The organism is Streptomyces atratus, from assembly GCF_900119365.1.
GTDB lineage: Bacteria > Actinomycetota > Actinomycetes > Streptomycetales > Streptomycetaceae > Streptomyces > Streptomyces atratus_B.
The window spans coordinates 177,461-189,522 of the sequence record NZ_FPJO01000012.1; the positions used below are offsets into that span (position 1 = coordinate 177,461).

The window sequence follows — 12,062 nt, forward strand, 5'->3', positions numbered from 1 at the left end:
CCACCTGCCGCGCGACGCCTGGCACGCACGCTCGCCGCGTTGCCGAATCGCCCACGTGGCTCCGCCACGAGGGCGCTCCGGCGCCTTGCGATCGCACGCACCAGACGCCGCGCGGCCCGTCCTCCGGACGGACGATGGAAATGTGCCGCCGGCCCCCGGCCAAAACCACACACCAACCCCTGAGGATCGCTGCATGCCTGGCATCACGCGCGAGGAGGTCGCCCACCTCGCCCGGCTGGCGCGTCTGGAGCTGAAGGGCGAAGAGCTCGATCACTTCGCCGGTCAGCTCGACGACATCATCGGCGCGGTCGCCCGCGTCTCCGAGGTCGCCGACCAAGACGTACCGCCGACCTCCCACCCGCTGCCGCTGACCAACGTCATGCGCGCGGACGAGGTCCGTCCGTCGCTCACCCCCGAGCAGGCGCTCTCCGGCGCCCCGGCCCAGGAGCAGCAGCGTTTCAAGGTGCCGCAGATCCTGGGGGAGGACTAAACAGTCATGACGGACAACAGCACCATCATCAAGCTCACCGCCGCCGAGATCGCCGCGAAGATCGCCTCCGGCGAGCTCACGGCCGTCCAGGTCACCGAGGCCCACCTGGCCCGGATCGACGCGGTCGACGAGAAGGTCCACGCCTTCCTGCACGTCGACCGCGAGGGCGCGCTCGCGCAGGCCCGCGCCGTCGACGCCAAGAAGGCGGCCGGCGAGAAGCTCGGCCCGCTGGCCGGTGTCCCGCTCGCGCTGAAGGACATCTTCACCACGCAGGACATGCCGACCACCGTCGGTTCCAAGATCCTCGAAGGCTGGATCCCGCCGTACGACGCGACCCTCACCAGGAAGCTGAAGGCCGCCGACGTCGTCATCCTCGGCAAGACCAACATGGACGAGTTCGCCATGGGGTCCTCCACCGAGAACAGCGCCTACGGCCCGACCGGCAACCCCTGGGACCTCACCCGCATCCCGGGCGGCTCCGGCGGCGGCTCCTCCGCCGCGCTCGCCTCGTACGAGGCCCCGCTCGCCATCGGCACGGACACCGGCGGCTCCATCCGCCAGCCCGCCGCCGTCACCGGCACCGTCGGCGTCAAGCCCACCTACGGCGGCGTCTCCCGCTACGGCATGGTGGCCTTCTCCAGCTCCCTGGACCAGGGCGGCCCCTGCGCCCGCACCGTCCTGGACGCGGCCCTGCTGCACGAGGTCATCGCCGGGCACGACCCGATGGACTCGACGTCCATCGACGCCCCGGTCCCGCCGGTCGTCGAGGCCGCCCTGGGCGGCAGCGTCGAGGGCATGCGCGTCGGCGTCGTCAAGCAGTTCGCCGGTGAGGGCTACCAGGCAGGCGTCGTCCAGCGCTTCAACGAGTCGGTCGAGCTGCTGAAGTCGCTCGGCGCCACGGTCGTCGAGCTGGACTGCCCGTCCTTCGACCTGGCCCTGTCGGCGTACTACCTGATCGCGCCGTCCGAGTGCTCCTCCAACCTGGCCCGCTTCGACGCCATGCGTTACGGGCTGCGCGTCGGCGATGACGGCACGCGTTCCGCCGAGGACGTCACCGCGCTCACCCGCGAGGCCGGCTTCGGCGACGAGGTCAAGCGCCGCGTCATCCTCGGCACGTACGCACTCAGCTCCGGCTACTACGACGCGTACTACGGCTCGGCGCAGAAGGTCCGCACCCTCATCACGCAGGACTTCGAGAAGGCCTTCGAGAAGGTCGACGTCATCGTCTCCCCGACGACGCCCACCACCGCCTTCCCGATCGGCGAGCGCGCCGACGACCCGATGGCGATGTACCTCGCGGACCTGTGCACCATCCCGACCAACCTCGCGGGCAACTCCGCCATGTCGCTGCCCTGCGGCCTGGCTCCCGAGGACGGCCTGCCGGTCGGGCTGCAGATCATCGCCCCCGCCATGAAGGACGACCGTCTCTACAAGGTCGGAGCCGCCGTCGAGGCCGCTTTCGTGGAAAAGTGGGGTCACCCGCTGTTGGAGGAGGCTCCGTCGTTGTGAGCGCACTGACCAAGGCCAAGGGCTTCAAGAAGTCCAAGACCGGTACGTACCTGTCCATCGGCACCACCGCCTTCGGTGCGGTCGGCGTGCTCAAGCAGGCCAAGAAGGCACGCCACGAGCACGACACGCTCCGACTGATCGACGCCGTTGTCTCCGCCGCCGCCATCGCCACCGGTGTCGCCCTGCTGCTGCGCGAGCTCAAGCGCCTCGGCGATGACGACGTACTGCTGGGCTGAGAGGGAAGTTTCACCGTGACTGTCACCGACCTGGTGTCGTACGAGGACGCGCTCGCGTCCTACGACCCTGTCATGGGCCTGGAGGTCCATGTCGAGCTCGGCACCAAGACCAAGATGTTCTGTGGCTGCTCCACCGAGCTCAAGCAGGACGCCAACTCCCAGACCTGCCCGGTCTGTCTCGGCCTGCCCGGCGCCCTGCCGGTCGTCAACGAGATCGGCGTCGAGTCCGCCATCAAGATCGGCCTCGCGCTGAACTGCGAGATCGCCGAGTGGTGCCGCTTCGCCCGGAAGAACTACTTCTATCCGGACATGCCGAAGAACTTCCAGACCTCCCAGTACGACGAGCCGATCGCCTACAACGGCTATCTGGACGTCCAGCTGGAGGACGGGGAGATCTTCCGGGTGCAGATCGAGCGCGCCCACATGGAGGAGGACACCGGCAAGTCGACCCACGTCGGCGGTGCCACCGGCCGCATCCAAGGCGCGTCCCACTCCCTGCTCGACTACAACCGCGCGGGCATCCCGCTCATCGAGATCGTCACCAAGCCGATCGAGGGCGCGGGCGCACGGGCCCCCGAGGTCGCCAAGGCGTACGTCGCCGAGCTCCGCGAGCTCATCAAGGCGCTCGGCGTCTCGGAGGCCCGTATGGAGATGGGCCAGATGCGCTGCGACGTCAACCTGTCGCTGCGCCCCAACGGCACCGAGACCTTCGGTACGCGCTCCGAGACGAAGAACGTGAACTCGCTGCGTTCCGTCGAGCGTGCCGCCCGGTTCGAGATCCAGCGCCACGCGGCCGTGCTGTCCTCCGGCGGCACGATCGTGCAGGAGACCCGGCACTTCCACGAGGAGGACGGCTCCACCACGGCCGGCCGCATCAAGGACAACGCCGAGGACTACCGCTACTTCCCCGAGCCCGACCTGGTACCGGTCGCCCCGGCCCGCGAGTGGGTCGAGGAACTGCGCAGGGGCCTCCCCGAGCTGCCGCGGCTGCGCCGCAAGCGGCTGAAGGAGGAGTGGGGTGTCTCCGAGCACGACATGCAGTCCATCCTCAACGCCGGCGCGGTCGACCTGATCGTCGCCACGACCGACGCGGGCGCCCCCTCGGACCAGGCCCGCAAGTGGTGGATGGGCGAGCTGGCCCGTAACGCCAACGAGACCGGCCGCGGCCTCGACGCGCTGCCGATCACCCCGGTGCAGGTCGCCAGGGTGGCCGAGCTCGTCACCTCGGGCGACCTCAACGACAAGCTGGCCCGCCAGGTCATCGAGGGCGTCCTCGCGGGCGAGGGCGACCCGGACACCGTCGTCGAGAAGCGCGGCCTGAAGGTCGTCTCCGACGAGGGCGCGCTGTCCACGGCCGTCGACGAGGCCATCGCCGCCAACGCGGCCATCGCGGACAAGATCCGCGGCGGCAAGGTCGCGGCGGCGGGCGCACTCGTCGGTGCGGTCATGAAGGCCACCCGGGGCCAGGCGGACGCGGCCCGGGTCCGTGAGCTGATCCTGGAGAAGCTCGGCGTCGAGGGCTGAACCCTCTCCGCAGGCACGTCCCCGAGGGGCGGCGCACCCACGACCACGGGCGCGCCGCCCCTTGGACTTTCCCGCAAGACCTGTTGGACGTTCACCACGGAGCCGTACGAAATCCTTCCGCAGGTCACCCGGCTTGATTAGCTTCCCGGCTGTACGACCGGACTCGGGAGGCTCAACTTGACCACGGACATTTCACGGCGACGGCTCTTCGCGCTCGGCGGCGGTGCGCTCGGCGCCGCGGCGGCGGGGTCGCTGCTGCCGCCGTCGCTGCAGGCCGCGATCGCCGCGCAGCCGGCGCACTCGGCGGGGTCCGGAGGCCGTGACGGGCTCGGAGCCATCAAGCACGTGGTGATCCTCATGCAGGAGAACCGTTCCTTCGACCACTACTTCGGGACGCTCCGGGGCGTACGCGGCTTCGGTGACCGCAATGCCGTCGAGCTGCCCTCGGGCAAGCCGGTCTTCGAGCAGCCCGCACCGCTGGGCACCTCCGTGCTGCCGTTCCCGGTGCGCGACGCCGCCGAGACGCAGAAGAAGGACCTCCAGTACATCGGCGCGCTCGACCACTCCTGGAGCGGTGGCGGCAAGGCGTGGGCCGGCGGGTGGATGAACGGCTGGGTGACCGCCAAGACGGCCGCCACCATGGCGTACTACGACCGCCGCGACATCCCGCTCCACTACGAACTGGCCGACACCTTCACGGTCTGCGACGCGTACCACTCCTCCATCCACACCTCGACCAGCCCCAACCGCAACCACCTGTGGAGCGGGAAGACGGGCAACGAGCCGAACGGCAAGCGGGCCGTCGGCAACGACGCGTACAACGAGGGCACCCACCCCGGCTACGACTGGGGCACGTACGCGGAGCGGCTGGAGAAGGCCGGGCACAGCTGGCGCACGTACACCGAGTGGGAGAACTTCACCGACAACCAGATCGAGTTCTTCGCCACCTTCAAGGCGGTCGCCCGCAAGGCGCTCGCGAAGACCGGCGGCCATACCTTCATGGAGTCGTTCTACGCCGCGGTGCGCGACGCGGACGCCGCGGAGCGGGAGCGGCTGTTCGGTCTGCTGGAGGAGGGCGTCGCCACCCTCGACAAGGCCGAACGCAGCCTCTTCGAGCGGGCGTTGCGCCGGGTGGAGACCGGAACGCTGGCCGACGAGTTCGCCAAGGACGTGGCGGCGGGCACCCTGCCCGAGGTCTCCTACCTGGTGCCCTCGGCCGTCGACTCGGAGCACCCGAGCGTCTCCTCGCCGATCCACAGCGCGACGATCGTCTACAAGGTCCTGGACGCGCTGGGCAAGCACCCCGATGTGTGGCGGCACACCGCCGTCTTCATCAACTACGACGAGAACGACGGCTTCTTCGACCACGTGCCGCCGCCGGTCGCCTCGCCCGAGGTGACCGAGGAGCAGTGGGAGGGCAAGCCCACCGGTCTCGGCATACGGGTGCCGATGCTCGTGATATCGCCGTGGACCGTCGGCGGTTACGTCTGCTCCGAGGTCTTCGACCACACCTCCGTCATCCGCTTCCTGGAGCGCTGGACCGGAGTGAAGGAACCGAACATCGGCGACTGGCGGCGCACCGTCACCGGCGACCTGACCTCGGCCTTCGACTTCTCGCGCGCACGCCGCCGCCCCGAGGTGGAGCAGCCGGGTGCCATTCCGCCGTTCAGCGGCCGCTGGGCGCCGAAGCCGCCGCTCGTGCAGCACATGCCCGTGCAGGAGCCGGGCGCGCGCCCGGCCCGCGCGCTGCCGTACCAGCCGGACGCGCAGGCGAAGCCGGTGGACGGCGCGGTGCAGGTGGCCCTCAGCAACACCGGGCGCTCGTCGGCGCACTTCGCGCTGTATCCGTACGCCGGTGAGTTCCCCGTACCGCAGCACCGGGATGTGAAGGGCACGGCGCAGTGGACGGTGCCCGTCACCGGCGCGGCGTACCGGTTCACGGTGACGGGGCCGAACGGCTTCCGCCGTGAGTTCGCCGGGGCCGCGAAGGACGGCGCCCCGGCCGAGGTCGCCTCACGGATCGACGCCCATGAGCGCGATCTGCATCTCACGCTGCGCAACACGGGGCGCACGACGCTCACCTTCACCGTGGAGCCGCTGGGCTACGTCGACGAGGCGGACCTGCGGGACTGGACCCGGACCGTCAAGGTCAAGCCGGGGCGCAGCCGCACGGTGGTGCACTCGGCGGCCGACGCGCACGGCTGGTACGACCTGGCCGTCTCCGTCGACGGGGACGACACCTTCCGGCGCCGGCTGATGGGGCACATCGAGAACGGCCGGGCGAGCGTCTCGGGCTGATCCGGATCCGGGAGGCGGGGCGCCGCGTCGTACGACGCGGCGCCCCGCCGGAAACCGCTGTGAGCAAGGGCTCCCGGCCAGGGCTGTGAGTAAGGCCACGAAAGAGACAAAGGATCACTTTCGGCTGCCAGAGTGACGGTTCTCAGGTCATGCTTTCTTTGCGGGTAATTCATGCTTTGTACCGGCAAAGGACCACGAACCAGCAGGGAGCACGTCCGTTGGCCGCCATCGCCCGCTGGTGCATCAGGCACCGTCTCCTCGCCGTCCTCGTCTGGCTGCTCGCCCTCGGCGGCACGGCCACCGCGGCGGGCTTCGCGGGTTCCGCGTACTCCAACGACTACGAGGTGCCCGGTACGGAGTCCGGCCGGGCCACCGAGCTCCTCAAGGGCGGCTTCACGGATCTCGGCGGTGACACCGACACCATCGTCTGGCACACCTCCGACTCCACCGTGCGGGCCGACGACGTCCGGCAGACGATGACCCGGACCCTGCACGCGGTCGAGGAACTGCCCGGGGTCGGCGCGGTCACCGGACCGTACGGCGCGTCCGGCACCGCACAGATCAGCGCCGACGGACACACCGCCTACGCCGCGGTCACCTTCGACCAGCTGGTCGAGGACATCCCGGTGCAGCAGGTCAGGGCGGTCGTGGACACCGCGAAGGCGGCCGCCGGGGACCACCTCCAGGTGGAGCTGGGCGGCCCCGCCGTCGCCCTCACCGAAGCACCCTCCGCCCACCTCAGCGAGGCCGTCGGGGTCGTCGTCGCGGCGGTCGTCCTCTTCCTCGCCTTCGGCTCCCTCGCCGCCAGCATGCTGCCCATCGCCACCGCGCTGGTCTCCGTCGGCACCGCCTACGCGGGCACCGTACTGCTCGGCCATCTGATGACCGTCGCCGACTTCGCGCCCATGCTGGGCATGCTGATCGGGCTCGGCGTCGGCATCGACTACGCGCTGTTCATCGTCACCGGACACCGCAGAGGACTGCGCAGGGGCCTGTCGGTCACCGAGGCCGCCCAGACCGCCGTCGCGACGACCGGCCGCGCCGTCGTCTTCGCCGGGGCGACCGTCTGCATCGCACTGCTCGGCATGCTGATCCTGCGGCTCGGTTTCCTCAATGGTGTGGCGATCGCCGCCTCGCTCACCGTCGTCCTGACCGTGGCCGCCTCCGTGACCCTGCTGCCCGCCCTGCTCTCCTTCATCGGCCCGCGGGCGCTGAGCCGGCGCGAGCGCAGACGGCTCGCCGAGCACGGCCCGCAGCCCGAGGTGCCCACGGGCTTCGCGGCCCGCTGGTCCGCCTTCGTCGAACGCCACCCCAAGCTGCTCGGGGCGTGCGCCGCCGTGGTGATGCTGGTCCTCGCGCTGCCCACCTTCTCCCTGCATCTGGGCAGCTCCGACCAGGGCAACAACCCCTCCTCGTCGACCACCCGGCAGGCGTACGACCTGCTGGCCGACGGATTCGGCCCCGGCGTCAACGGGCCGCTGACCATCGCCGCACAGCTGGACGGCGCCGACGACCGGCTCGCGATGGACGCCCTGCCCGCCACCCTGCGGTCCACCGAGGGCGTGGCCTCGGTCGGCCCGGTCACGTACAACAGCAGCGGCAGTACGGCCTTCGTCACCGTCGTACCGAACTCGTCGCCGCAGTCCCAGGAGACCAGCGAGCTCGTCGACCGGCTGCGTACGGACGTCCTGCCGAAGGCCGAGGAGAACAACTCGCTCCAGGCCCATGTCGGGGGAGTGACCGCCAGTTACGACGACTTCGCCCGGATCATCATCGGCAAACTCCCGCTCTTCGTCGGTGTGGTCATAGGGCTCGGCTGTCTGCTTCTGCTGCTGGCCTTCCGGTCGATCGCCATTCCGCTGAAGGCCGCGGTGATGAATGTGGCCGCCGTCGCCTCCTCGTTCGGGGTCGTCGTCGCGATCTTCCAGTGGGGCTGGGGGAGCGAACTGCTGGGCCTCGGCAGCTCGGGGCCCATCGAACCGTTCCTGCCGGTGATCATGGTGTCCGTGCTCTTCGGACTGTCCATGGACTACCAGGTGTTCCTGGTGGGGCGGATGTACGAGGAGTGGCTGGCGACCGGTGACAACCGGCGGGCCGTGCGGGTGGGCCTCGCCGAGACCGGCCGGGTGATCAACTCGGCGGCCGTGATCATGATTTCGGTCTTCCTCGCCTTCGTCCTCAGCGGGGACCGGGTCATCGCCATGTTCGGCATCGCGCTCGCCGCCGCCGTCCTGCTGGACGCCTTCGTCCTCCGTACGCTGCTGGTCCCCGCGCTGATGCATCTGCTGGGCGGGGCGAACTGGTGGCTGCCGCGCCGGCTGGACCGGCTGCTGCCGCGGATCAGCATCGAGCCTCCCGAGCACGGCCTCCCGCATGCGAAGATCCCGCAGGCAGCGCGACCCGCGGAGGTGGCGCAGCCCGCGCAAGCGGTGGAAGCGGTACGAGAAGGAGCATGATGTTCGCGATATCCCTGGGTGACGACGGAGCGGAACTGCGTCCGCTGGAGATCTGGCAGGCCCAGGAGTTCCTGGACCACATGGACCGGGCCCGCGAGCTCGTCGATCCGTGGATCCCCTTCGCCTCCTTCGCCACCGACCTGGACTCGGCGCGGGAGCTGCTGCGGCGGTACGCGGAGAAGCAGGCGACGGACACGGGGCGGATCTACGGCATCTGGCTGGAGGGCACGCTCGTCGGCGGCGTCCTGTTCCGGATCTTCGACGCGGAGTCGGGGAACTGCGAGATCGGCTGCTGGCTGGAGCCGGCGGGCCAGGGGCGCGGCCTGATCACCCGGGCGTCCCGGAAGCTGATCGACTGGGCGGTGTACGAGCGCGGCATGCACCGCGTGGAGTGGGACGCGTCCGCCGCGAACACCGCCAGCATCGCCGTCGCCGAGCGGCTCGGCATGACGCGCGACGGGGTGCTGCGCGAGAACTACCTGTACCGGGGTGAGCGGCACGACTCGGAGATCTGGTCGGTGCTGGCCCGGGAGTGGCGGGCACGGAAGGACTGATCCGAACGAGAGGCCCTATGCGCCGGGACCGAATCTGGCCGGTGCGTACTTGCTCTGGTGCTCGCGGTACGTGCGGGCGAGGTGGTGCTGGAGCCGGATGTGGCGGAACTGGTACACCGCGCCGGTCTGGCGCAGCACGCCCCGGCGGTAGGCGTCGTCCAGGAAGGCCACCGTGTCCCAGGGCAGTCTGCCGGTCAGGGGCAGCCATACGCGCGACAGGACCAGCCACCGACCCCAGGCGGTGAACGAGAGCGCGTACGAGCACGTGCCGCCGAGCCCGCCGATGACACCGATGACGAGCCCGTCCGCCGCGTTCCAGATCAGCGGTCCGAGGATTCCGTCGAGCAGGCCGGTGATCAGGTGCCCGCCGACCGCGATGGCCAGGGTGAGCATCGGTACCAGTACGAGAACCTGCCGGAGCACCGTCGCGCGGTTCGAGGCCAGCAGGCCGGCCGGGGTGGCCGCGGAGGCGACGTCCAGCGGCGCTTCGAGCATGGCCATGATCCCGAAGACGAGCCCGGCGCCCGCGCCGAAGATCAGGCCGAGGACCAGCATGTTGATGAGGGTGCCCTTGATCACCAGCTCGTTCGCGAGCGGGATCCCGTAGTACAGCCAGCGCTGGAGGGCGAGGGCACAGGCGCATCCGACGCCCATCACGAAACCGCCCGGCAGGACGGCGCCGAACCGGGCGACGAACGTGCGCACCGGTCTGCGGCCGACGCCGGTGCCCCCGCCGGGCAGCCGCAGCCGTACATGGGCGGGTTCGAAGGCCGTGGTGCCGAACCGGACCAGGATCGCGTGGACACACCCGTAGGCGAGACCGGCGACCGCCCCCATCGAACAGCCCGACATGAGCACCTCGCCGACCGGGAACGGCACGTTGATCAGGTTGACGAACCACACCGCGAGCGTGACGCAGAGCGCCGAGGACACCGCCACCGACAGCAGCCGCGTGGACAGCCGCAGCGAATCACCGATCCGCCACCACGCGAGGTCCTGCTGGTCGCCGTCGAGCCGGGCCAGATGGTGGGCGAGAAAGCCGAGCCAGCGCTCGGCGCGCTCCGGATCGCGCTGCCGCTCCCGGCGACGGGTGGCGCTCCGCTCGGCGACGCGACGCCGGTAGACCGTCGGCACGAAGCCCGCCAGCAGATGTTCTTCGAGGGAGTTCTCGTCGGGGAAGCGCTCGGCCTCCAGCAGCTCCGCCGGGTTCCTGTCGGGCGCCTCGCTGTACATCGTCCGCGCCAGGATGATCATGAGCGGGGTGCTCAGGACCCTGGCCAGGGGGCCGGCGGCCCCGCTCTCCCGGGCGCGCAGCCGGTCCAGTACGGGGGTCCAGACCGGCGTGGTCCCGCCGTCGTCGCGGGGGACCGGCCGGGCCGTCCGGGGCAGGTAGTCGGAGAGGTCTTCGAGGGTGAGATCGGTCAGTTCGAGACCGGCGGCCCAGACCAGCGGGGCACCGGCCTCCTGGACGGCCTCGGCGAACTCGCCGCGCCGGCTGGTCAGGACGAGCGGGAGCGAGGTGGCGTTGAGCACCTCCAGGGCCGTACTCCGCAGACCTTCCGCGATCTCGTCGAACCCGTCCAGGACCGGCAGTACGAGATCCGCGTCGACCAGGGCGGCCGCCAGCGTCGAGCCGTCGGGGGCCCGGCGGGTGAGATGCGGGTGGTCGCGCACCAGCCGGTCGATCAGCCAGTCCCGCAGCGCGACGGCCGTGGGATCCCAGGAGCCGATGCTGAAGACCACCGGCACCCGGTCGTGCGGCTCGCGGGCCTCCAGCTGGTCCAGGACGAACCTGATCGTCAGGATCGACTTGCCGGATCCGGCCCGGCCGAGGACCACGAGCCGCCCCGACCCGATCCGCCGGTAGACCTCGGCCACGCTGCCCAGATCGCCGCTCAGGTCCATTCGGTCCGGCGTCGCTCCCGGCGGCAGACGCTGGATGTTCTCCGAATGGTCGGTCAGCGATTCGGGGGCGTCCTGCCAGCGCACCGGAAGCGGAAACGGGTCGTGCACCCGGCGGTGTTCCTCCTCGCGCTGCCAGCGGCGCCGGATTTCCCGGGCCAATTCGGTGGAAGCGGTGACGAGTTCGCCGTGAGCGGGTGAAGTGGTGGAGGTGGGGAGGACATTTGGCCCGGGGTTCTGTACGGGGTTCCTTCCGGGAATCCGCCCGTGATTCTGCCCGGAGTTCTGTGCAGGTAAGGATTCCGGTACGGGGGCGGATTCGGGTACCGGTACGGGGCCGGGTTCGCCGGCCGGTTCGGCCTTCGACCTCGCGAGCGTGGCGGCGAGCCGCTGACGGTCCTCGGGCCCGGCCTCCAGCGCGTCCGCCAGCAGGTTCACCGTACCCAGCCGGTGATCGCTGGATCTGCCGTTCTCCAGTCTGCGGATCGTACGCACGCTCACTCCGGACCGTGCCTCCAGCTGCTCCTGCGTGAGCCCCGACCGGTTACGCAGCCGACGCAGCAACGTGCCGAGCTGATCCGCCACTTCGACATCCTTCCACCACCGAGCGCGGTCGCGACGACCCTACCGGTGGCGACCGGTCATATATGGCCGGTCGCCTGTCCTGTTCGCGGAATGGCGTGAACAGCACGATCAGTGGTGCCCGGCCGGTGCGCCGACACGGGGCGGCGCACCCCGCCGGGCATCCGGGAAGCAGATGGCGTCCATGCGGCCGGAACGGCACCGGCATCGGATCTGATCGCCTCTCATGAATTTCTCCTGCTACGACTCATGAGGAGTTGACATGGTCTACCGATTCTGGTGCGGCGAATGCGGATTCAAGACGCCGTGGCTCGCCGAGTCCGAGGGCGCACAACGCCAACTGGATCACTACAACAAGCAGCACCCGGGAATTCTCGCCGGTGGCCATGTGGAGACCAATCGGCGAAATCCGCAAGGCAGCCGTCTCGGCGGCCTCGCCTGCCTCCAAGCAGCGGCAGTTCTCGTGCTTCTGCTGATCATCGCGGCCGCGTGTCAACGCTGAGGCGCAGCC

9 protein-coding genes are annotated in these 12,062 nt (G+C 70.2%); 8 read left to right on the forward strand and 1 reads right to left on the reverse strand.

What is annotated here, in order from left to right:
- Positions 1-193: 193 nt before the first annotated feature.
- The 7 genes from gatC (at position 194) to BT364_RS21590 (ending at position 9,067) form a co-directional block, all read left to right on the forward strand.
- Positions 194-490 (forward strand): Asp-tRNA(Asn)/Glu-tRNA(Gln) amidotransferase subunit GatC, encoded by a 297-nt coding sequence (gene gatC / locus BT364_RS21560; protein ID WP_015036350.1) that lies wholly within the window; start codon positions 194-196, stop codon positions 488-490.
- A gap of 6 nt (positions 491-496) precedes the next feature.
- On the forward strand, positions 497-1,999 hold the full coding sequence (gene gatA / locus BT364_RS21565) for an Asp-tRNA(Asn)/Glu-tRNA(Gln) amidotransferase subunit GatA (protein ID WP_072486847.1): 1,503 nt from the start codon (positions 497-499) through the stop codon (positions 1,997-1,999).
- Positions 1,996-2,235, forward strand: a complete 240-nt coding sequence (locus BT364_RS21570) for a hypothetical protein (protein WP_072486848.1) — start codon at positions 1,996-1,998, stop codon at positions 2,233-2,235. The genes gatA and BT364_RS21570 overlap by 4 nt, the downstream gene beginning before the upstream one ends.
- A 15-nt stretch (positions 2,236-2,250) precedes the next feature.
- Positions 2,251-3,759 carry an Asp-tRNA(Asn)/Glu-tRNA(Gln) amidotransferase subunit GatB gene (gene gatB, locus BT364_RS21575; RefSeq protein ID WP_072486849.1) on the forward strand — a complete coding sequence of 503 codons (1,509 nt, stop codon included), beginning with the start codon at positions 2,251-2,253 and terminating at the stop codon, positions 3,757-3,759.
- A 177-nt stretch (positions 3,760-3,936) separates the two neighbouring features.
- Entirely contained in the window at positions 3,937-6,057 is a 2,121-nt protein-coding gene (locus tag BT364_RS21580; RefSeq protein ID WP_072486850.1) for a phosphocholine-specific phospholipase C, read from the forward strand.
- Between the two features lie 218 nt (positions 6,058-6,275).
- Positions 6,276-8,513 carry an MMPL family transporter gene (locus BT364_RS21585; protein WP_072486851.1) on the forward strand — a complete coding sequence of 746 codons (2,238 nt, stop codon included), beginning with the start codon at positions 6,276-6,278 and terminating at the stop codon, positions 8,511-8,513.
- Positions 8,513-9,067: a GNAT family N-acetyltransferase gene (locus tag BT364_RS21590; protein ID WP_072486852.1), complete on the forward strand. Its 555-nt coding sequence runs from the start codon at positions 8,513-8,515 to the stop codon at positions 9,065-9,067. Before BT364_RS21585 ends, BT364_RS21590 begins: the two co-directional genes overlap by 1 nt.
- 15 nt (positions 9,068-9,082) lie before the next feature.
- Here the strand turns inward: BT364_RS21590 and BT364_RS21595 are convergent, their stop codons facing one another.
- Positions 9,083-11,554: an XRE family transcriptional regulator gene (locus BT364_RS21595; protein ID WP_072486853.1), complete on the reverse strand. Its 2,472-nt coding sequence runs from the start codon at positions 11,552-11,554 to the stop codon at positions 9,083-9,085.
- A 259-nt stretch (positions 11,555-11,813) separates the two neighbouring features.
- On the opposite strand from BT364_RS21595, the gene BT364_RS21600 reads away from it, so the two are divergent.
- Positions 11,814-12,053 (forward strand): hypothetical protein, encoded by a 240-nt coding sequence (locus BT364_RS21600; RefSeq protein WP_072486854.1) that lies wholly within the window; start codon positions 11,814-11,816, stop codon positions 12,051-12,053.
- Positions 12,054-12,062: the final 9 nt, after the last annotated feature.

Bases quoted from the DNA above. Each gene is read 5' to 3' on its own strand.
- gatC (WP_015036350.1), top strand. From the start codon at position 194: ATGCCTGGCATCACGCGCGAGGAGGTCGCCCACCTCGCCCGGCTGGCG.
- gatA (WP_072486847.1), top strand. From the start codon at position 497: ATGACGGACAACAGCACCATCATCAAGCTCACCGCCGCCGAGATCGCC.
- BT364_RS21590 (WP_072486852.1), top strand. From the start codon at position 8,513: ATGTTCGCGATATCCCTGGGTGACGACGGAGCGGAACTGCGTCCGCTG.
- BT364_RS21600 (WP_072486854.1), top strand. From the start codon at position 11,814: ATGGTCTACCGATTCTGGTGCGGCGAATGCGGATTCAAGACGCCGTGG.